The organism is Streptomyces sp. CA-251247 (assembly GCF_050952975.1).
Classification (GTDB): Bacteria; Actinomycetota; Actinomycetes; order Streptomycetales; family Streptomycetaceae; genus Streptomyces; species Streptomyces achmelvichensis.
Genome location: NZ_CP191861.1, coordinates 4,458,190 through 4,478,255, shown reverse-complemented (window position 1 = coordinate 4,478,255; position 20,066 = coordinate 4,458,190). Strand labels below are relative to the sequence as shown.

At 69.9% G+C, this 20,066-nt stretch carries 16 protein-coding genes and 1 pseudogene; 4 read left to right on the top strand and 13 right to left on the bottom strand.

Annotated features, from left to right (window positions below; translation table 11 throughout):
• Positions 1-95 precede the first annotated feature (95 nt).
• The 4 genes from ACQPWZ_RS19820 to ACQPWZ_RS19805 form a co-directional block, all read right to left on the bottom strand.
• On the bottom strand, positions 96-674 hold the full coding sequence (locus ACQPWZ_RS19820) for a small secreted protein (protein ID WP_340474432.1): 579 nt from the start codon (positions 672-674) through the stop codon (positions 96-98).
• Positions 675-870: 196 nt separating this feature from the next.
• A complete protein-coding gene (locus tag ACQPWZ_RS19815) occupies positions 871-3,276 on the bottom strand; it encodes a sodium-translocating pyrophosphatase (protein ID WP_340474431.1) in 2,406 nt (801 codons plus the stop codon).
• A gap of 283 nt (positions 3,277-3,559) precedes the next feature.
• Complete coding sequence (locus tag ACQPWZ_RS19810) at positions 3,560-4,006, bottom strand: ATP-binding protein (RefSeq protein WP_340474430.1); 447 nt, start codon at positions 4,004-4,006, stop codon at positions 3,560-3,562.
• Between the two features lie 91 nt (positions 4,007-4,097).
• The gene (locus ACQPWZ_RS19805) at positions 4,098-4,451 is read right to left on the bottom strand and encodes an STAS domain-containing protein (RefSeq protein ID WP_215097290.1); all 354 of its coding nucleotides are present in this window, start codon (positions 4,449-4,451) and stop codon (positions 4,098-4,100) included.
• A gap of 78 nt (positions 4,452-4,529) precedes the next feature.
• On the opposite strand from ACQPWZ_RS19805, the gene ACQPWZ_RS19800 reads away from it, so the two are divergent.
• Positions 4,530-7,202 carry a DEAD/DEAH box helicase gene (locus tag ACQPWZ_RS19800; RefSeq protein ID WP_433572020.1) on the top strand — a complete coding sequence of 891 codons (2,673 nt, stop codon included), beginning with the start codon at positions 4,530-4,532 and terminating at the stop codon, positions 7,200-7,202.
• A gap of 43 nt (positions 7,203-7,245) precedes the next feature.
• Here the strand turns inward: ACQPWZ_RS19800 and ACQPWZ_RS19795 are convergent.
• The 7 genes and pseudogenes from ACQPWZ_RS19795 to ssd form a co-directional block, all read right to left on the bottom strand.
• A pseudogene (locus ACQPWZ_RS19795) lies at positions 7,246-7,464 on the bottom strand (Rv3654c family TadE-like protein); the annotation flags it as partial.
• Between the two features lie 41 nt (positions 7,465-7,505).
• Positions 7,506-8,219, bottom strand: coding sequence for a TadE family type IV pilus minor pilin (locus ACQPWZ_RS19790; RefSeq protein WP_433572019.1), 714 nt, complete (start codon positions 8,217-8,219; stop codon positions 7,506-7,508).
• Complete coding sequence (locus tag ACQPWZ_RS19785) at positions 8,206-8,406, bottom strand: DUF4244 domain-containing protein (RefSeq protein WP_352209747.1); 201 nt, start codon at positions 8,404-8,406, stop codon at positions 8,206-8,208. Before ACQPWZ_RS19785 ends, ACQPWZ_RS19790 begins: the two co-directional genes overlap by 14 nt.
• A gap of 46 nt (positions 8,407-8,452) precedes the next feature.
• On the bottom strand, positions 8,453-9,232 hold the full coding sequence (locus ACQPWZ_RS19780) for a type II secretion system F family protein (protein WP_433572018.1): 780 nt from the start codon (positions 9,230-9,232) through the stop codon (positions 8,453-8,455).
• Entirely contained in the window at positions 9,229-10,059 is an 831-nt protein-coding gene (locus tag ACQPWZ_RS19775; protein ID WP_433573841.1) for a type II secretion system F family protein, read from the bottom strand. The genes ACQPWZ_RS19780 and ACQPWZ_RS19775 overlap by 4 nt, the downstream gene beginning before the upstream one ends.
• Positions 10,060-10,073: 14 nt before the next feature.
• Entirely contained in the window at positions 10,074-11,222 is a 1,149-nt protein-coding gene (locus ACQPWZ_RS19770; protein ID WP_433572017.1) for a TadA family conjugal transfer-associated ATPase, read from the bottom strand.
• Complete coding sequence (gene ssd / locus ACQPWZ_RS19765) at positions 11,219-12,316, bottom strand: septum site-determining protein Ssd (protein ID WP_313945005.1); 1,098 nt, start codon at positions 12,314-12,316, stop codon at positions 11,219-11,221. Before ssd ends, ACQPWZ_RS19770 begins: the two co-directional genes overlap by 4 nt.
• A gap of 466 nt (positions 12,317-12,782) precedes the next feature.
• On the opposite strand from ssd, the gene ACQPWZ_RS19760 reads away from it, so the two are divergent.
• Entirely contained in the window at positions 12,783-13,703 is a 921-nt protein-coding gene (locus ACQPWZ_RS19760; RefSeq protein WP_433572016.1) for an HAD family hydrolase, read from the top strand.
• A 366-nt stretch (positions 13,704-14,069) separates the two neighbouring features.
• On the opposite strand, the gene ACQPWZ_RS19755 is transcribed toward ACQPWZ_RS19760, so the two are convergent.
• Positions 14,070-14,900, bottom strand: a complete 831-nt coding sequence (locus tag ACQPWZ_RS19755) for an oxidoreductase (RefSeq protein ID WP_356703713.1) — start codon at positions 14,898-14,900, stop codon at positions 14,070-14,072.
• A gap of 103 nt (positions 14,901-15,003) precedes the next feature.
• On the opposite strand from ACQPWZ_RS19755, the gene ACQPWZ_RS19750 reads away from it, so the two are divergent.
• Positions 15,004-15,999, top strand: coding sequence for an ATP-binding protein (locus ACQPWZ_RS19750; RefSeq protein WP_340474422.1), 996 nt, complete (start codon positions 15,004-15,006; stop codon positions 15,997-15,999).
• On the opposite strand, the gene ACQPWZ_RS19745 is transcribed toward ACQPWZ_RS19750, so the two are convergent.
• Positions 15,977-17,245, bottom strand: coding sequence for a hypothetical protein (locus ACQPWZ_RS19745; RefSeq protein ID WP_433572015.1), 1,269 nt, complete (start codon positions 17,243-17,245; stop codon positions 15,977-15,979). The two genes, ACQPWZ_RS19750 and ACQPWZ_RS19745, sit on opposite strands and share 23 nt — an antisense overlap.
• 286 nt (positions 17,246-17,531) lie before the next feature.
• On the opposite strand from ACQPWZ_RS19745, the gene ACQPWZ_RS19740 reads away from it, so the two are divergent.
• Complete coding sequence (locus tag ACQPWZ_RS19740) at positions 17,532-19,967, top strand: SulP family inorganic anion transporter (protein ID WP_433572014.1); 2,436 nt, start codon at positions 17,532-17,534, stop codon at positions 19,965-19,967.
• Positions 19,968-20,066: the final 99 nt, after the last annotated feature.

Below are 20,066 nucleotides of genomic sequence, written 5' to 3'. Positions count from 1 at the left end.
TTGTGGCGGCCGCCACTGACAACCGCCGCTCCCGGCCCGTACGGGCGAGGCGCGGCGGCTCGGTCAGGAGCTGCCGGGAGGGACGGGGCCGCGGCTCAGGCGGCCGAACCGCCGGACGGGGCCGGTGCCTTCAGCGGCTTGCAGCCCGGCTGCTTCGCCATGGCGTTGCCCGTCTCCGCCTTCCGCAGCTTGTTCCGCGCGGACTGGTTCTTCTCGATCTTCTCCAGGCCGGCGGCGACGGGCTGGAGGCCGTCCGCGAACTTCTGCTGGTCCTTGGCGTTCAGCGCGTCGATCTGCTTCTTCAGATCGAGGTAGGACTTGGAGTTGGCGTCGAGTTCGGCGGCGGCGTCCTTGACGAGCTGCTCACCGGTGTCGACGGGCGGCGTCCCGGCGCCTCTGAACGCCGTCGCCAGTGCCTTGTTCACGTCCGCGAGATCCTGGAAAGCCTTCGAGTCGGCGGCCTGGATGTCGGCGGGCTTGCCGTCCGAGGCGGTCGAGCGGATGAGCTGTTCCGCGTCGAACTGCTTCTTGATCTGCGGCTGCGCCTGGTCGCAGTACTTCTTGGCCCAGTCGTCGACCGAGAATTTGTCCGCGTCGCCTTCGCCGGAGCATCCCGACAGCGCGAGTACGAGCACCGCACCGCCGGACAGTGCGGCCGCAAGCTTCTTGTTCACCGGTTTGGTCCCTTCCAAGGCTTCTCGGCCCCGGAACATACACGGCGCGTGGTCGACATTCGCGAGCCTTGTGTCCTGTTCATATGCTTTTGTCACTATTTATACAAGAGAGAGAAGGCTCACGGCAGACGTCACGACAGACGAACGGGCAGGCAGCACGCCACTGCGCGCCGCCCGCCCGTCGATGTGACCGGTACTACGAAACCACCGCGGGGTCGGGTGACTTCGAACTCCGCTCCGCCGTCCCCGGGTCGTCCCCGACGGCGATGCCTCGCCGCTTGGAGATGTACACGGCGCCGACGATGACGAGGATCGCGAGGACCGCGATCACCGCCCGGATCCCGGCGCTCGCGTCGTCCCCGTAGCTGAACTGGACCACCGCGGGTGCGATGAGCAGTGCCACCAGGTTCATGACCTTCAGCAGCGGGTTGATGGCAGGACCGGCGGTGTCCTTGAACGGGTCGCCGACGGTGTCGCCGATAACGGTCGCGGCATGGGCCTCACTGCCCTTGCCGCCGTGATGACCGTCCTCGACGAGCTTCTTGGCGTTGTCCCACGCACCACCGGAGTTGGCGAGGAAGACCGCCATCAGCGTGCCGGTGCCGATCGCACCCGCGAGGAACGAGCCGAGAGCACCGACACCGAGCGAGAACCCGACCGCGATCGGGGTCAGCACCGCGAGCAGGCCCGGGGTGGTGAGCTCACGCAGCGCGTCCTTGGTGCAGATGTCGACGACGCGCCCGTACTCCGGCTTCTCGGTGTAGTCCATGATCCCGGGGTGCTCGCGGAACTGCCGCCGCACCTCGTAGACCACCGCTCCCGCCGACCGGGAGACCGCGTTGATCGCGAGCCCCGAGAAGAGGAAGACGACCGCCGCGCCGAGGATGAGGCCCACCAGATTGTTGGGCTGGGAGATGTCCATCACGAGGTTCATCGGAGCGCCGTCGCCGAGTTTCGCGCCGACCTCCCCGGCCGCGGTCGCGATGGCGTCGCGATACGAGCCGAAGAGCGCGGCCGCCGCGAGTACGGCGGTGGCGATGGCGATGCCCTTGGTGATGGCCTTGGTGGTGTTGCCCACGGCGTCCAGGTCGGTGAGCACCTGCGCGCCCGCGCCCGTGACGTCGCCGGACATCTCGGCGATGCCCTGGGCGTTGTCGGAGACGGGACCGAAGGTGTCCATGGCGACGATGACGCCGACGGTCGTGAGCAGGCCGGTGCCGGCCAGCGCGACCGCGAAGAGGGCGAGCATGATCGACGTACCGCCGAGCAGGAACGCCCCGTACACGCCCAGACCGATCAGCAGCGCCGTGTAGACGGCGGACTCCAGACCGATGGAGATGCCGGCCAGCACGACGGTCGCGGGCCCGGTCAGCGAGGACTTGCCGATGTCCCTCACAGGACGCCGGGTGGTCTCGGTGAAGTACCCGGTCAGCTGCTGGATCAGAGCCGCCAGCACGATGCCGATGGCGACGGCCACGACCGCGAGGACCCGGGGGTCCCCTCCGTGCGACCGGATCGCCGCATCGGTGACGCCGTCCAACTTGGCGTAGGACGACGGCAGATAGACGTAGACCGCGACGGCCACGAGCGCGAGCGAGATCAGCGCGGAGATGAAGAATCCGCGGTTGATGGCAGTCATCCCGCTGCGATCGGCGCGCCGCGGGGCGACCGCGAAGATACCGATCATCGCGGTGACCACGCCGATCGCCGGAACGATCAGCGGAAAGGCGAGTCCGGCGTCGCCGAATGCCGCCTTGCCGAGGATGAGCGCCGCGACGAGCGTGACCGCGTACGACTCGAAGAGGTCGGCGGCCATGCCGGCGCAGTCGCCGACGTTGTCGCCCACGTTGTCGGCGATGGTCGCGGCATTGCGCGGGTCATCCTCCGGGATGCCCTGCTCGACCTTGCCGACGAGGTCGGCGCCGACGTCGGCCGCCTTGGTGAAGATGCCGCCGCCGACACGCATGAACATGGCGATCAGTGCGGCGCCGAGTCCGAAGCCCTCCAGGACCTTGGGGGCGTCGGCGGCGTAGACGAGTACGACGCAGGAGGCACCGAGCAGGCCGAGGCCCACCGTGAACATGCCGACCACGCCTCCCGTCCGGAAAGCGATCTTCATGGCCTTGTGCGAGACGGCCGTCAGATCCTTTTCGGGCTCGCCCTCGGCCGGTGTCGCTTCACGCGCGGCCGCCGCCACGCGCACATTGGCCCGTACGGCAAGACGCATACCGATGTATCCGGTGGCTGCCGAGAAAAGCGCACCCACCAGGAAGAACACCGAGCGTCCTGCTCGCTGTGACCAGTCGTCGGCCGGAAGAAGCAACAGCAGGAAGAACACCACGACGGCGAAGATGCCGAGGGTGCGCAACTGCCGGGCCAGGTAGGCATTCGCGCCTTCCTGGACCGCTGCCGCGATCTCCTTCATGGAATCGGTGCCCTCGCCGGCGGCCAGTACCTGGCGCACCAGCAGCTGGGCGACGACGAGTGCTGCCAGCGCCACGACGGCGATGACAATAACGATCACCCGGTTGTCGTCTGTCAGTACTGCGGCTGCAAGGGAAGTGGGGTGGTTGGACAGTTCTGGGTTGACGAGCCCCGCCATTCGTCCTCCTTGACGCTCAGAGCTCAAGATGTGGACGGATTGTAGGGAGCGGAACCTGATCAAAACAGAGCGCGACAACTGGATTTGACCTTCAGTTGCTACTCAGCAAATGATCCGGTTCCGAAAATCCCACCGAAAGAGGTAATGGGGCAAAACCATTGACTCTTGATCAATGATCTAGAAAAAAGAAAAGAGGCCCTGCTCAGCAGGACCTCTTTTCACGATCATGACCGGCTGGCGATCAACGGACCGGCGGACCGGAACCCGTGATCGTCGTACCGCGTCAGGGCAGGACGGAGACCGGCGCCGACGGCCAACTCATCCGGATCACGCCCCCCTGATCGGTGGAACTGACCTCCACGTCGTCCACGAGGCCGCTGATGACGGCGAGACCCATCTCGTCCTCGCCGTCGGCGTCCGCGTCCTCGTCGGAGCCGCCTCGCGCGCCGGGAACGGCATGTGCGCCGTTCGCCCCCGCGCTCGGAACCTCGTCGATGACCTCGATGGAGAAAGTCTTCTCCTCCTCGGCGAGCACCACGGTGACAGGCTCGGTGATGCCATGACTGCGATGCAGTCCGACAGCACGACTGCATGCCTCGCCGACCGCGAGCCGGACCTCGTCCAGCACGGCCTCGTCGACCCCCGCCCTGCGCGCCACGGCAGCGGCCACCAACCGGGCGGTCCTGACATGCTCGGGCTGGGCACTGAATCGAAGCTCGACGGTGGCCATGTGCTCCCCCTCGGACGTACGGGCGTGCATCTCAGAGGCCCGGGCTGGATGCCCGGTACCCCTCACTTCTTCCGGCGTGTCCGGCCGACCGTCAGTCGGTCGCCGCAACCGCTTCCTCGACCGTGGTGTGGATGGGGAACACCTTGGTCAGTCCTGTGATCCGGAAGATCTTGAGAATGCGCTCCTGGTTGCAGACCAGGCGCAGCGACCCTTCATGCGCGCGCACGCGCTTCAGGCCGCCCACCAGCACTCCGAGCCCGGTGGAGTCGAGAAAGTCCACGCCCTCCATGTCGACAACCAGGTGGTAGTTGCCGTCGTTCACCAACTCGACCAACTGCTCGCGCAGCTTGGGCGCGGTATACACATCAATCTCGCCACCGACCTCGACGACCGTACGGTCGCCACCAGGGCCGGACACATTGCGAGTCGACAGGGACAGGTCCACGGATCCTCCAGCACCTTGCTATCGAGCGGCCGCCCAGCAGGTCTCCCCGGCGGAGCCGGAGGACGGTCGCCAGCCGCGATGGCATTCAATCACTTACCAGCAGCCATGCACGACGCCTTGAGACCATTGTCCGCCACGCCGGTGACACACTCGGTGCCGATGGCCAAGAATCTCCGTCCCAGACGACCTCCCGAGAGCGGGGACACCCGCCCCTCCCCCGGTACGGTCCTCGACCGGCTCACCGCAGGGGCGAACCGGGCTGCGCGCATCACTCATACGGAGCACTTGCCCCCCAGGCCGGGCCGCCATGCCGTCTGGCCCGACCGCATCCGGTCGGAAGTGATCAACGCCATTCAGCAGGCCGGCATCGAGCATCCCTGGGCCCATCAGGCAGCCGCCGCCGAGTACGCCCTCGACGGTGAGTCGGTGGTGATCGCCACGGGCACCGCCTCGGGAAAGTCGCTGGCCTATCTCGCGCCGGTGCTGAGCGCCCAGCTCGACGGGTCCGAGGCCCCGAACGGCCGCGGCGCCACGGCCCTGTATCTCGCCCCAACCAAGGCCCTCGCCGCCGACCAGTGCCGCGCCGTGAAAGAACTCGCGGCGCCATTGGGCCATCGGGTGCGCCCAGCCGTCTACGACGGCGACACCCCCGTCGAGGAACGCGAGTGGGTCCGGCAGTACGCGACGTACGTGCTGACCAACCCGGACATGCTTCACCGCGGGATACTTCCCTCCCACCCCCGCTGGGCCTCCTTCCTGCGCTCCCTGCGCTATGTCGTGATCGATGAGTGCCACACCTACCGGGGAGTCTTCGGCTCCCATGTCGCCCAGGTGCTGCGCCGCCTTCGCCGGCTGTGCGCCCGCTACGGTGCGAATCCGGTCTTCCTCCTCGCCTCCGCCACCGCGGCGGAACCGTCCGTGGCCGCCGGCCGGCTCACCGGCCTGCCCGTCCAGGAGGTCTCCGACGACGCCTCCCCGCGCGGCGAGCTCGTCTTCGCCCTCTGGGAGCCTCCGCTCACCGAGCTACACGGCGAGAAGGGCGCACCCGTCCGCCGTACCGCCACCGCCGAGACCGCCGACCTCCTCACCGATCTGACCGTGCAGGGCGTCCGCACGGTCGCCTTCGTACGCTCACGCCGCGGCGCCGAGCTGATCTCCGTGATCACCAAGGAACGCCTGGCCGAGGTGGACCGCTCCCTGCCCCAGCGGGTCGCCGCCTACCGCGGCGGCTACCTCCCTGAGGAGCGCCGAGCCCTGGAGCGGGCCCTGCACTCCGGCGAGTTGCTGGGACTCGCCGCCACCACTGCCCTGGAGCTGGGTGTCGACGTGTCCGGTCTGGACGCCGTCGTCATCGCCGGCTACCCGGGCACCCGGGCGTCGCTGTGGCAGCAGGCGGGCCGGGCCGGGCGGTCCGGCCAGGGCGCCCTGGCCGTCCTCGTCGCGCGCGACGATCCGCTGGACACGTTCCTCGTCCACCATCCCGAGGCGCTGTTCCACCAGCCGGTGGAGTCCACCGTCCTCGACCCCGACAATCCCTACGTCCTCGCCCCCCATCTGTGCGCGGCAGCCGCCGAGCTGCCCCTCACGGAGGCCGACCTGGAACTGTTCGGCCCTGCGACCGGCGAACTGATGCCCCAGCTGGAGTCCGCGCGGCTGCTGCGCCGCAGGTCCTCCGGCTGGCACTGGACCCGACGGGAGCGGGCTGCCGACCTCACCGACATCCGGGGCGAGGGCGGCCGCCCGGTCCAGATCGTCGAGGCGGCCACCGGACGGCTGCTGGGCACGGTCGACGAGTCCGCCGCGCACTCCGCCGTCCACGACGGAGCTGTCCACCTCCACCAGGGCCGTACGTACCTGGTGAAGCACCTGGACCTGGAGGACTCCGCCGCTCTCGTGGAGGAGGCGAACCCGCCGTATTCCACGACCGCCCGCGACACCACCGCCGTCTCCGTGCTGGAGACCGACATCGAGATCCCGTGGGGCGACGGCCGCCTCTGCTACGGCTCCGTCGAGGTCACCAATCAGGTCGTCTCCTTCCTGCGCCGCAAACTGATCACCGGTGAGGTGCTCGGCGAGACCAAACTCGACCTGCCACCGCGCACCCTGCGCACCCGGGCCGTCTGGTGGACGGTCACCGAGGACCAGCTGGACGCGGCGCGGGTGAACCCGGAGCAGCTGGGCGGGGCACTCCACGCAGCGGAACACGCCTCCATCGGGATGCTGCCGCTGTTCGCCACCTGCGACCGCTGGGACATCGGCGGGGTCTCCGTACCGCTGCATCCGGACACCCTGCTGCCGACGGTCTTCGTGTACGACGGCCACCCAGGAGGCGCCGGCTTCGCCGAGCGCGCCTTCCACACCGCCCGCGAGTGGCTGACCGCCACGCGTGAGGCGATCGCCTCCTGCGAGTGCGAGGCGGGCTGCCCGTCCTGCATCCAGTCCCCCAAGTGCGGCAACGGCAACGACCCGCTCCACAAGCGCGGCGCGGTCCGCCTGCTCACGGAACTTCTCAGGGAGGCGCCGGCGGGTGCGGCGGCGACGGGGGCGGCGTCGGAGGGGGCGGCGTCTGGCCGGGAGAGGGCCCAGCGGCCCGGGGAGGGGCCGGACCAGCGCTCCCGGCCCCAAGGGCCTCAGAAGGCCGCCTCTGCCCCGCGTCGGGCAGCTGAGGCGCCCGCACCGGATGGGCCTCCCGAGGCGGCTGAGGCGCCTGCCCTGGAGCGGCCGCTTCCGGAGGACCGGCCCTCGACCTGACCGTCGGGCCGTACGGTCCGAAGCGCACCTGCGCGGTCACGTCCGCGATCTCGCCCTGAACGGCGCACCGCACCACGGCCGCGCCCTGTGCCCGGGCCACGGTCGCAGCCTTCTCGCAGGCGTGGCCGGCCCCTTGGAGGGCATGGTCAGCCGCGGCCAGCGCCGCCAGATCGGCCGCCGAGCCTGCCCGATGCCGAGCCACGACGGCCTGCCCCATGGCGAGCACGGCGGCGAACACGACGCACAGCACCGTGGCTGCCATGGCGACCCAGACGGTGGCCGAGCCACGGTCACGAGCCGCCCTCATGAAACGACCTCCTCGGGACCGCCGAGCGGGGCCGGGCCCGGGGCGGCCGGAACGAAAGCCGGGCCCTCGCGAGCGGCCCGGTCCGGGGCCGGAGGCCCGACCGAGCCGGCGCTGACTTGGGCTTGGGCTTGGGCACCCGAGGCCAAGGCCACCGCCGCGGCCGGAGTCACGGCAGGGCCTGAGGCAGCAACCGGTTCCTCGCGAGCGGCCCCGTCCGTCGCCGGAGCCCCGCCCGGCGCGGCGGCTGCCGCCGGGCTGGAGCCCGAGCCACCACCCGTGCCCCAACCGGCAGCCGGCTCCGAGTCCCCGCCCGGCGTCGAATCGGAGCCGGGAGCGTCACCCACCGCGTCCTCCGCGAACGCCGCCGCCTCCGCGCTGAGCGTCAACCCCAGCGCGCCCGGCCCCGGTGCCGCCGCCTCCACGCGCACCCGCCACAGATCCCCGGTCCGTCCCACCGTGACCCGGGCGCCGTCCGGAGCCGCCGAGCGGGCGGCGGCCACCGCCGCCGCAGGCGGTTCGGACCGGGCCGCCGCCCGTGCCCCCGCCCGTGCGGCGTCCACGCACTGGATCTGGGCCGAGGCCGCCATCAGCGCCCAGACCAGGGCCATCGCGAAGACCACCAGAGCCGGTACGGCGACGGCGGCCTCCGCCGTCACCGATCCGCGGTCACCCTCACCGCACTTCCCGCGCCGGATCTCAGAACTGCGCATTGAGCGCTTTTCCGATCACTGCTTCGAGCGCGCCCGAGACCGTCCCGCTCGTGACGACCTTGTAGAGCACCGCCGCAAACGCACACGCGGCGATCGTCCCCATCGCGTACTCGGATGTCGTCATTCCCGAGTCCTTGCGCATCCTGCGCGCCATTCCGCGCAGCCATGCCCGCATCGGATTCCACATACCAAACCCCCATTGATCGACCCACAAGGGATCTCGTTCAGTTCGTTCAGTTGCTGTTGAGCAGTCCGTCGGCGAGCCCGATCACGACCGGCGCCACCCCGACGGCGAGGAACGCGGGCAGGAAGCACAGCCCCACGGGGGCCGTGATCATGACCTGAGCCCTGCGGCCCTCCGCCGCGGCCTTGCGTGACCGGTCGGCCCTCAGGCGTCCGGCCAGACGGGACACCGGCTCCGCTGCGGGAGCGCCGGTGGAGTCGGCCCGCTCCAGACAGCGGGCCAGCTCCTCCGCACCCGGTATCTGCGCGAAGGCCCGCCACGCACGCGCCGGTTCACCGCCGAGCCGCAGCTCGGCCGCCGCGCGGACCAACCGCTCGCCTACTGGCCCGCCGAGTGATTCGCCGACCGCCTCGGCCGCTTCACGTGGCCCCGCTCCGGCCGAGATGCACGCGGCCAGCAAGTCGGCCGCCAGCGGCAGTTGCCGCCCGTCGCGCAGGTCCGCGGCATCCCCGGCATCAGGGCCCGGCGTGCGGTTCAGCTGTATGCGCCGTACGCCGTACGCGGCTGCCAACCCGACGGCGCCGCAGAGCCATCCGCCGACGAGGACGTATCCGGTGATCAGCGCACCCAGGGGAGCCGCCCAACGTCTCGCCCACAGCATGTCCTTCGGCCACCGGCGCCGACGTTCGCGTTCCAGAGCCAGCAGCCCTTCGATCCGCCGGCGCATCCTGCGCTCGTGGCGTCGGCCGGCCACCGTGAATCCGAGGAACGCGGCTGCGGAGAGAACGCACAACACTGCCCCCAGCCTGTGGACAACGTCCGCGGTCATGCACCCTTCCCCTTCCGCACGATCCTCGCGGCCCACCAGAGCCCGGCCGCCTCCAGCAGCCCGCCGACGAGCAGGCACATCAGACCGGCCGGAGTGTGGAGCAGCACCCGCAGCGGATCGGCACCGAGAGCCCAGCCCATGGCCAAGCCCACGACGGGAAGCAGTGCCAGCAGTCCGATGGTCGACCGAGCGCCCGCCAACTGAGTGCGCACGTCCTCCCGTTGGTCCCGCTCCGCCCGCAGGGCCGCCTCCAGCCGGTCGAGGCCCGCCGCAAGGCCGGCACCGCTGTCCACAGCCACCCGCCAGCAGGCCGAGACCCCTGCCAGCCCATCCGCTCCGGGCTCACGCGCGGCTTCCCGCAAGGCCTGCGGCACATCACCGCCGAACCGCGCCGCCGCCACCACCGCGCCCTCGGAAGCGCCCAAGGCATCCGTGGACCTCGTACCGAACAGCAGCGCCTGCCCCGGCTGCATACCGGCGCGCAGCTCCCCTGCCACGGCGCCACACAGCGTGATCACCCCCTCGGCCCGTAGCTCCCGCGCCCGCACCCGCTCTCTGGCCGCCAGTTGCCTCTTCACCAGCGGCACGGCTGCCGCGCCCGCCATCAGCGGCAGCACCGACTCCCCCAGCACGGCCAGCAGCATCGCCACCGGCAGACACAGCCACTCGCGTCGCAACCTCAGGACAGGCAGCAGTCGTTGCCATGTCCACCACGAAGGCTCCGGCGCACCGCCACCGGCGAAGAGCAGCCGTGCTCGTGTCAGACCCCGCTCCCGGCCCGCCGTGAGCCAGGCCGCCGCCCCGACGCACATCGCTGCCGCGTACATCGGCTCGCCCGCGATCACACCGCACCCCCGATCAGCGGCCGCAGCCGCTCCCAGCCCCGGCCGTACGCGAACGCCTCGGCGCCCCACCGCAACGCCGGCACCGTCCTCACCAGACCCGCGGCGTCCCGCTCCAGCACGTGCACCTCGGCGATCCGCCGGAGGCCGCCGCGGTCCCGCACGAGATGGATCACCACCGAGAGCGCGGCGGCCAACTGGCTGTGCAGCGCGGCCCGGTCGAGCCCCGCAGCCGTGCCGAGCGCCTCCAGCCGGGCCGGCACATCCGATGCCGCATTCGCATGGACGGTCCCGCAGCCGCCCTCGTGTCCCGTGTTCAAGGCCGCCAGCAGCTCGGTGACCTCCGCCCCGCGGACCTCACCCACGACCAGCCGGTCCGGCCGCATGCGCAGGGCCTGGCGCACCAGGTCCCGCAACGTGACCAGGCCCGCTCCCTCCTGGTTCGCCGTACGGGATTCGAGCCGCACGACGTGCGGATGGTCGGGCCGCAGCTCGGCCGAGTCCTCGGCCAGCACAATCCGTTCACGCTCCCCCACCAGCCCGAGAAGGCTGGACAGCAGCGTGGTCTTTCCTGTGCCCGTACCGCCGCTGATCAGGAACGACAGTCGGGCGTCGATCAGGGCCCGCAGCAACCGGTCACCTCCCGGGGGGACGGTCCCCGCGGCAACCAGTTCTTCCACCGAGAATGCCCGCGGACGTACCACCCGCAGAGCCAGACACGTCGAACCGACCGCCACCGGCGGGATCACCGCATGCATTCGCGTTCCGTCGGGAAGTCGGGCGTCGACCCATGGCCGGGCGTCGTCCAGCCGCCGCTCCGCCACCGCCGCGAGCCGCTGGGCCAGCCGGCGCACCGACGCAGCGTCCGCGAACGTCACCTCGGTGAGTTCGAGACCGCATCCCCGGTCCACCCACACCCGGTCCGGGGCGGACACCAGAACATCCGTCACGGCCGGGTCCGCCAGCAAGGGCTCCAAGGGCCCGGTCCCCACCAGCTCGCAGCGCAATGTCTCGGTGCCGCCGAGCACTTCGGTGTCTCCCAGCAGCCGTCCCTGCGCCCGCAGCGCAGCCGCGACCCTGGCAGGGGTGGGCTCGGCGCCGCTCTCCGCGAGCCGCTGTCGTACGGCGTCCAGCAGTCCGGTGCTCATGAGACACCACCCGCCAGCGCCCGGTCCCAGAAGGCCGCGCAGAACCGCGACAGCGGGCCACGCCCACCGCCGGGCGGTGCGCCCTGGTCCTGAGCAGCGAACAGTCCTGCGTCCAGCGGCAGTTCACCCGCGAGAGGCAGCCCCAGCGCGTCGGCCACCCACTGGTCGTCCAGTCCCGAGGCGTACGGCCCGCGCACCACGACCCTCAGGTCCTGGAGCACCATGCCCACCGCCGACGCCACGCGGTTCGCCGCGGCGACCGCCCGCAGCTCGCCCGGGACCACCAACAGCCCGAGATCCAGCTGGGCCAGGGCCTCCGCAACGGCTTCGTCCACCCGGCGCGGGAGATCCACGACCACCACACCGCCCCGTCTCCGGGCCGCGGCGAGAACGGACCGCATCGCCTCCGGCGGTACCACCACGGAGTCGCCGCGATCCCAGCTCAGAACACGAAGCTGGTGGAGCTCCGGGAGGGACTCCTCCAGGGCGCCACCCGCGACCCGTCCCTTTGATGCGGCGAAATCAGGCCACCTTCTCCCTTCTGCCTGCTCCCCGCCGAGCAGCACGTCGACGCCCCCTCCGAGCGGATCGCCGTCGACGAGCATGGTCCGCCGGCCCGTCCTGGCCGCGGACACCGCCAGCGCACAGGCCAGCGTGGATGCCCCCGCGCCTCCCCGGCCGCCCATGACGCCGACGGTCAGCGCCTGCTCCCCGACGCCCTCGACGACGTCCGCGATCCGGTCCAGGAGCCAGCTCTCGGCGTCCGGCAGCCGCAGCACGCAGTCGGCTCCGATCTCCACCGCCCGCCGCCAGACGTCCGGGTCGTCCTGGTCACGCCCGACGAGCAGCACACCCTGCCGTCGAGTGGCGCCCCGACAGCGCGCCGCCGCGTCGTCGCCGACGAGGACCAGCGGGGCGCCTTCCCAGCCACCCCCGCGCTCCGGCACCGAGTGGTGGACGTCGGGCTCGGCCCCTGCGGCGGCGCACAGCCGCAGCAGATCGTCGAGCAGTTCGAGGTCCTCGGTGACGATCAGAGGCCCGTCCCGCCGGCCTTCGGCGCCGGGCGTCCTCTGCGATGTGATGGATCCAGCCACGATCTCCAACCCCTTCTTACTTCGATCTCGCTTGCTTACGAGATCTGTGATTCCGGCCACCCGCGAAGAGCGCGGGTGGAATCACAGTGGAGCGCGCTGGAAAAACGTGTGGATCTCGCTGAAAAACTGTGGACAACTAGCCACTTGTGAATATCCCCGTCGCTCATACCGGTGACTCCCGGGAGCAGCTCTTCCGCTACGCACAGTGACGGTTCAGGGTGGTGTGAAGCCGCCGCCTACGAAGCCGTCAGGAAGGGAGAAGGATCATCATGAGCTCTGTCCGAGAGCCGAAAATGCGTCCGGACATGCGACGACCCCCGCCGGGGGGGAGAGCGGGGGTCGTCTCTCCGGCCGACTCGGGGGGGGAGGAGCCGGACCGGGTTAGCACGGTCGCGAACGATCCGTGACTTCCATGGTGTACCCGAGAGCCTTCTCAGGCAAACCCACACGCCCGAGCGTACGCCGAATGGCGGGCACCTATGCTCTGCTCGTGGAAAACCACTCCTTGCCTCGCGCAGCTGCCTTCTTTGATCTGGACAAGACGGTCATTGCGAAGTCGTCGACGCTGACCTTCAGCAAGTCCTTCTACCAAGGCGGCCTGATCAACCGACGGGCCGTACTGCGGACCGCCTATGCCCAGTTCGTTTTTCTCGCCGGCGGCGCCGACCACGACCAGATGGAGCGGATGCGGCAGTACCTGTCCGCGCTCTGCAAGGGGTGGAACGTGCAGCTGGTGAAGGAGATCGTCGCGGAGACCCTCCATGACCTGATCGACCCGATCATCTACGACGAAGCGGCGTCCCTCATCGAGGAACACCACACCGCCGGCCGTGACGTCGTGATCGTGTCCACTTCGGGCGCGGAGGTGGTCGAACCGATCGGCGAGCTGCTCGGTGCGGACCGGGTGGTGGCCACCCGCATGGTGGTCGGCGACGACGGCTGCTTCACCGGTGAAGTTGAGTACTACGCCTATGGGCCGACCAAGGCGGAGGCGGTCAAGGAGCTCGCCGCCTCCGAGGGCTACGACCTCGACCGTTGCTACGCCTACAGCGACTCGATCACCGATGTACCGATGCTGTCGTCCGTCGGCCATCCGTACGCCGTGAACCCGGACCGGGCGTTGCGGCGTGAAGCCGTCAGCCGCGGCTGGCCTGTTCTTGTCTTCAACCGGCCGGTCCGGCTGAAGCAGCGGATCCCCGCCTTCTCGCTGCCGCCGCGTCCCGCGCTCGTCGCCGCGGCGGCGGTGGGTGCGGCGGCCGCGACCGCCGGCCTCGTCTGGTACGCCAGTCGGCGCCGCAGTGCGGCAGCCGCAGCTGCCGAGTCGGCAGCGGCCGGTGTGGTGGAACGGGTCATCGACCGCGCCGCGGAGCGCTTCGCCCGTATTTGAACCCAAAAGTAAAGAACCGCAGCTGGGGGTTCCGCTTCTTTGCGGGCAGGAGTAGAAAGGAGTCAACGGCCCGCGAGACCTAGGACATCCGAGAGGATCACCTAACAACGCATAAAGGCCCCACGGACCGAGCATGAAAACTGAGCACCCACGCGACGTCGACCCGTCGATTACGGGCCAGCCGCACCAGGTGACGGGCAAAAGTTCCCGACCTGATGGGCACTATTTCGAGGACGCTTGGTAACTCGGTGGACGTGCCAGCGGCGGTACCAATTCCGGTACCGCCGCAACCCTGTTCAGGGTCTTTCGAGCCCGCACCCACGGACGCCGTAGCGTCCGGGATCGCTCAAGCCCCGCCCTGCTCCATCAGGCCGCGCCTCGCTGAAGCGCCTCGCACACCGCAGTGGACTCCCTGACGCCCAGCTCCACGGAGCGCCCGCAGTGGGCGATCCATGCCGCCATGCCCTCCGGCGTACCGGAGCGGTAGCCGTCGAAGGCCGCGACATAGGCCGCGCGCCCCTGTTCGGCATGCCCGACCTCCGCCGGGCAGATCGACTTGGGGTCAAGGCCGCTGCCGATCAGCACGATCCGTTCGGCGGTGCGAGCCACGAGACCGTTGAAGGAGCCGAAGGGGCGCAGCGCCAGGAGCTCGCCATGCACGACGGCGGCGGTCACCAGAGCCGGCGCCGAACTGCCCGCGATGATCAGTTCGGCAAGGCCGTCCAGCCGGCCGTTCACCTCGTCCGCGTCCGGCAGCGGCGCCTCGATCAGCGGCTCGTCCACCGGTTCGCCGGCCAGCCGGGGCCGCCCCACGGTCTCGTCGTCACCGGCGCCACTCGCCGCGACCAGATGCAGCCGGGCCAGCACCCGGAGCGGCGACTGCCGCCATACAGAAAGGAGTTGGCCCGCCTCGGCGGTGAGCCGCAGCGCCGCGCCGACCGTGCGCGCCTCGGGCTCGACACCGAAGTCGGTGCGCCTGCGGACCTCTTCGAGCGCCCAGTCGGCGCCGGAGAGCGCCGCCGAAGCACGCGCGCCACGCAGCGCCGCCTCCGAGGTGACCTCGGTACTGCGCCGCCGCATGACCCGGTGACCGTAGACCCGGTCGACCGCCTTGCGCACGGAATCAACGGCGTCGGGGACACCCGGCAGGGAGCCGAGAGCGGCAAGGGGGTCGACCGACGAGGCATTCGTACTCATAAGTAGCGAGGCTACGCGCCATCGGCGTACGCCCCCACCTTGGAGTGGTCTTCTTCACGCACTTCGACCACAGTGCGCGATGAACCCACTACGGTAGGTGAACATGAAGATCGCTTTCGTAGGGAAGGGCGGCAGTGGAAAGACCACGCTGTCCTCGCTGTTCATCCGCCATCTGGCCGCCAACGAGGCTCATGTGGTGGCCGTCGACGCCGATATCAATCAGCATCTGGGGGCCGCGCTCGGTCTCGACGAGGCGGAGGCGGCCACCCTGCCCGCCATGGGCGCGCACCTCCCCTTGATCAAGGAATACCTGAGGGGCTCCAACCCCCGCATCGCCTCCGCGGAGACGATGATCAAGACCACGCCCCCGGGAGAGGGCTCGCGTCTGCTGCGCGTGGACGAGGACAACCCCGTCTACGACGCCTGTGCGCGGGTCGTGCATCTCGACGACGGGGACATCCGGCTGATGGCGACCGGGCCGTTCACGGAGTCGGACCTCGGGGTGTCCTGCTACCACTCCAAGGTCGGCGCGGTGGAGCTGTGCCTCAATCACCTCGTCGACGGCCGCGACGACTACATGGTGGTCGACATGACGGCCGGGTCGGACTCCTTCGCGTCCGGGATGTTCACCCGTTTCGACATGACGTTCCTGGTGGCCGAGCCCACCCGCAAGGGGGTGTCCGTCTATCGCCAGTACAAGGAGTACGCACGGGACTTCGGCATCGAGCTGAAGGTCGTGGGCAACAAGGTGCAGGGCCCGGACGATGTGGACTTCCTGCGGGACGAGGTGGGCGACGACCTGCTGATCACCGTCGGCCACTCCAACTGGGTGCGCGGGATGGAGAAGGGCCGGCAGTCTCCCTTCGAGCTGCTCGAGGCGGACAACCGCATGTCCCTGCAAGCCCTGCAGAACGCCGCGGAGGACACGTACGACAACCGCGACTGGGAGCGCTACACGCGCCAGATGGTGCACTTCCATCTCAAGAACGCGGAGAGCTGGGGGAACGCGAAGACAGGGGCCGACCTGGCGGCGCAGGTCGACCCCGCCTTCGTGCTCCATGAGCATGCAGCTGACGTCAGTGCTGCCCTGCCTGCTTGACCTTGACGACGGGTGAGGCCTGGGCGGATGGCTGGGTGGCCAGGAAGGCCGCCCAGCCGTTCTTCGGCTTCTGGCCGACCCGGAGGGTGCGCATCTTCTGCAGGACCTCGGGGTCCTGGACATCCAGCCAGTCCGCGAGCTGGCGGAAGGACACGCACCTCACGTTCTTCTTCACACAGACCGTGGCGATCGTGTCCTCGACGGCGCGCATATAGGTGCCGCCGTTCCAGGACTCGAAGTGGTTGCCGATGATCAACGGGGCGCGGTTGCCCTCATAGGCGCGGTCGAAGGCCTTGACCAGGCCGTCACGCATCTGCTTGCCCCAGTACGCGTGCATGGAGGGGTCGCCCTTGGATGTCGTCCCCGACTGGTTGACCATGAAGTTGTAGTCCATGGCCAGCGTCTCGAAGGCGCGGCCCGGGACCGGGACCATCTGGAGCGAGAGGTCCCACAGACCGAGTTCCTTCTTGGGCCAGATCTGGTCGTTGATCCCGCTGGTGTCGTAGCGCATGCCCAACTGGCTGGCGGCGCGGACGAAGTTCTTCCGGCCCTCCAGGCAGGGGGTGCGGGCGCCGATGAGCTCCTTGTCGTAGTCGAAGGGCAGCGGCGGCTCGTTCTTCAGGCCCGCGTTGGTCTTCCAGTTCTTCACAAACGACTTGGCCTGGCTGAGTTCGCTCTTCCACTCGGCGACGGACCAGTTGCCCACGCCGCCGTCCTTGCCGCAGAAGTGGCCGTTGAAGTGGGTGCCCACCTCGTTGCCCTCCTGCCAGGCGCCGCGCAGTTCGCGCACGGTGTCCTTGATGCCCTTGATGTCATTGAAGCCGATGTCGGAGCGCCCGGCCGCGTGCTGCGGCGGGTCGTACATCGTCGACTTCTCCTCCGGCAGGAGGTACACGCCGCTGAGGAAGTAGGTCATCGTGGCGTCGTACTTCTTGGCGACACGGCGGAAGTGGGAGAACAGTTTCTGACTGTCCTCCCCCGCCCCGTCCCACGAGAACACCACGAACTGCGGTGGCTTCTCGCCGGGCTTCATCCGCTCCGGCTCGAGGAGACCGGACTGGGTTCCGGTGAAGGCTGTGGAGCCGTCGCCGATCAGGCGCACCGCGTTGCCCGGGGCAGGGGCGGCCTTCTGGGCAGCGGGCGCGCCATGGTGCGCGCTCTCGTCGGAGCCGGAGCAGCCCGCGAGTCCCGCGATCAGCGCCGTGACGGCTGCGCCGACGGCGACCCGCTGTGTGGCGGCCTTCATCCGTCCACCCTCTTTCGTATGACTTTGTGTTTTTACGACCGGCGTCGATGGCGCCGACAAAGTCGCATCGGGGTGGCGATGGGAAGCATGCGACGAGCCGCATTCAAAGGATTAATCACCAGCACGGGTGAAAGATTGCCCTATTTGCCCCGGAAATAATGCCGCAGTCTTTACTCTCCATTACGATCCATTTACCGAGAGTTGAGAATCCCGCCACTGCACGCCGTGACCCACGGCCGCGTCCCCACATTCCGCGACCGCGCTGCCCCGGAGGAGACGGGAAACCATGTCTGCCTGCGTCCCCACTCGCATCGACGACCCTTCTCGCAAGAAGCCGAAGTACCGGAAGAACAGGAAGTCCCGCACCACACGGGAGAAGCCCGTGCCCCACGAATCCGTCCAGGGCGGCGGGTCCGCGCCCATCGGTCCCGACAGTCCGCACAGCCTGCCCCCGCCGGGTGACGGCGGCCGCCGCCGCTTCCGCATCGCGGGTGCCGATCTGTCCGCCTCGGTCTCCGTGTTCCTGATCGCGCTGCCGCTCTCCCTCGGCATCGCACTCGCCACCGGCGCACCTCTCCAGGCCGGGCTTGTGGCGGCCGCCGTCGGCGGCATCGTGGCGGGACGGCTGGGCGGGTCTCCGCTCCAGGTCAGCGGACCCGCCGCAGGCCTGACCGTCGTCACCGCCGATCTGATCCATCAGTACGGCTGGCGTGTCACCTGCGCCATCACCGTCGTCGCCGGCTTCGTCCAAGTCGGCCTGGCCGCTCTGCGCGTGGCCCGTTCGGCGCTCGCCGTCAGCCCGGCGATCGTGCACGGAATGCTCGCCGGCATCGGTGTCACGATCGCCCTGGCACAACTCCATATCGTGCTCGGCGGCACCCCGCAGAGTTCCGCCATCGCCAATGTCACTGCGCTGCCGGCCCAGTTGGCCGACCTCCATCCGGCCGCGCTCTGCGTGAGCGTCATGACCGTGGTCCTCCTGCTCGCATGGCCACGGATCCCCGGACGGACGGGCCGGATCGTCCGGAAGATCCCGGCCGCCCTCGCCGCCGTCGCAGCGGCGACCACCCTCGCCGTGGTCGCGGGGCTGCGCCTGCCGCTGGTGGACCTGCCGTCCTGGAGCAGTCATGCCCTGCCCGCGCTGCCGGACGGGCCCGTGCTGGGCCTCATCGCCGCGGTCCTGACCATCACCCTGGTCGGCAGCGTGGAGTCACTGCTCTCCGCAGTGGCGGTGGACAAACTGGTGGCGGCCCGCAAGCACCCCACCGTCCGCATTCCGCGCGCCGACCTCGACCGGGAGCTGGCCGGTCAGGGCGCTGCCAATGTCCTGTCCGGGGCGCTCGGCGGGCTGCCGATCACCGGAGTCGCGGTGCGCAGTTCGGCGAATGTGTCCGCCGGCGCCGTCAGCCGCAACTCCACGATGCTGCACGGTCTGTGGATCGTGCTCGCGGCGCTGCTGCTCGTGCCCGTGCTCGACCTGATTCCCCTGGCCGCTCTCGCCGCCCTGGTGATGGTCGTGGGCGTCCAGATGGTCAAGGTCACCCATCTGCGCAGCGTGCGGCAGAACCGCGAAATGCTGGTGTACGCGGCGACGTCGATCGCGGTCGTCCTCACCGGAGTGCTGGAGGGTGTCGCGATCGGGATCGCCGTGGCGGTCGCGGTCGCGCTGCACCGGCTGACCAGGACCCGTATCACCGTCGAGGAGCAGGGCGAGGAGCATGCGCGCGTGCACCGGGTGCGCGTACGCGGGCAGTTGACCTTCCTCGCCGTGCCCCGGCTGAGCCGGATGCTGAGCCAGGTGCCGCACGGGGCGCCCTGCGAGGTGGAGCTGGACGGGTCCTACATGGACCATGCCGCGTACGAGGCACTGCATGACTGGCAGGCCTCCCATGTCGCGCAGGGCGGCTCGGTGGAGTTCACCGGCCGGGCCGGGGGCCGGATCAGCGAGGCCGCCTCCCAGACCCACGGCTGCTGCCGGCCCTGGACACCGTGGCGCAATCACCACTGCGACACCCGCACCCGGCGCGCCTCGATGCACCAACTGGCCCACGGCCTGAGCTCGTTCCAGCGCAACACGGCTCCGCTGGTGCGCGACGAGCTGGCCCGGCTGGCCCGCGAGGGCCAGCAGCCCTCGCAGCTCTTCCTGACCTGCGCGGACTCCCGTCTGGTGACCAGCATGATCACGGCCAGCGGGCCGGGCGATCTGTTCACCGTGCGCAATGTCGGGAACCTGGTGCCGCTGCCCGGCGAGGGGAGCGGCGACGACTCGGTGGCGGCTGCCATCGAGTACGCCGTGGACGTGCTGAAGGTCAGCTCGATCACGGTCTGCGGGCACTCGGGCTGCGGCGCGATGCAGGCCCTGCTGAGCGCTACGGCCGAAGGGGGACGCACACCGCTGCGGCGGTGGCTGCGGCACGGTCAGCCGAGTCTGGAGCGGATGCGCAGCCGGCACCGCACCTGGGCGCGCATCTCAGGGCGACTGCCCGCGGATGCGGTGGAGCAGCTCTGTCTGACCAATGTGGTGCAGCAGTTGGAGCATCTGAAGGCCCACGAGGGCGTGGCGCGGCGCATCGCCGAAGGTTCGCTGGAACTGCACGGCATGTACTTCCATGTCGGCGAGGCCCAGGCGTATCTGCTCGCCAGCAGTGACGACCACGAGGTCGAGGCGGTCTTCGACCGGGTCGCCCCCACTCCGTCCTCGCTGACCGAGACGCGCGCCTGAACCAATCCCCCACCCCGTCCGTGAGAACGTATGGCCCCTCCTTCCCGCCGCCCGGGGAGGAGGGGCCGCTCAATAGGCGCCCCAGGCCCAATAGGTCTA

What these genes read in the sequence shown, in the direction of transcription:
- ACQPWZ_RS19815 (WP_340474431.1), bottom strand. Translation starts at nt 3,276, where the DNA reads ATGGCGGGGCTCGTCAACCCAGAACTGTCCAACCACCCCACTTCCCTT.
- ACQPWZ_RS19810 (WP_340474430.1), bottom strand. Translation starts at nt 4,006, where the DNA reads ATGGCCACCGTCGAGCTTCGATTCAGTGCCCAGCCCGAGCATGTCAGG.
- ACQPWZ_RS19800 (WP_433572020.1), top strand. Translation starts at nt 4,530, where the DNA reads ATGGCATTCAATCACTTACCAGCAGCCATGCACGACGCCTTGAGACCA.
- ACQPWZ_RS19790 (WP_433572019.1), bottom strand. Translation starts at nt 8,219, where the DNA reads ATGCGCAGTTCTGAGATCCGGCGCGGGAAGTGCGGTGAGGGTGACCGC.
- ACQPWZ_RS19785 (WP_352209747.1), bottom strand. Translation starts at nt 8,406, where the DNA reads ATGTGGAATCCGATGCGGGCATGGCTGCGCGGAATGGCGCGCAGGATG.
- ACQPWZ_RS19780 (WP_433572018.1), bottom strand. Translation starts at nt 9,232, where the DNA reads ATGACCGCGGACGTTGTCCACAGGCTGGGGGCAGTGTTGTGCGTTCTC.
- ACQPWZ_RS19775 (WP_433573841.1), bottom strand. Translation starts at nt 10,059, where the DNA reads ATGTACGCGGCAGCGATGTGCGTCGGGGCGGCGGCCTGGCTCACGGCG.
- ACQPWZ_RS19770 (WP_433572017.1), bottom strand. Translation starts at nt 11,222, where the DNA reads ATGAGCACCGGACTGCTGGACGCCGTACGACAGCGGCTCGCGGAGAGC.
- ACQPWZ_RS19760 (WP_433572016.1), top strand. Translation starts at nt 12,783, where the DNA reads ATGGCGGGCACCTATGCTCTGCTCGTGGAAAACCACTCCTTGCCTCGC.
- ACQPWZ_RS19755 (WP_356703713.1), bottom strand. Translation starts at nt 14,900, where the DNA reads ATGAGTACGAATGCCTCGTCGGTCGACCCCCTTGCCGCTCTCGGCTCC.
- ACQPWZ_RS19750 (WP_340474422.1), top strand. Translation starts at nt 15,004, where the DNA reads ATGAAGATCGCTTTCGTAGGGAAGGGCGGCAGTGGAAAGACCACGCTG.
- ACQPWZ_RS19745 (WP_433572015.1), bottom strand. Translation starts at nt 17,245, where the DNA reads ATGAAGGCCGCCACACAGCGGGTCGCCGTCGGCGCAGCCGTCACGGCG.
- ACQPWZ_RS19740 (WP_433572014.1), top strand. Translation starts at nt 17,532, where the DNA reads ATGTCTGCCTGCGTCCCCACTCGCATCGACGACCCTTCTCGCAAGAAG.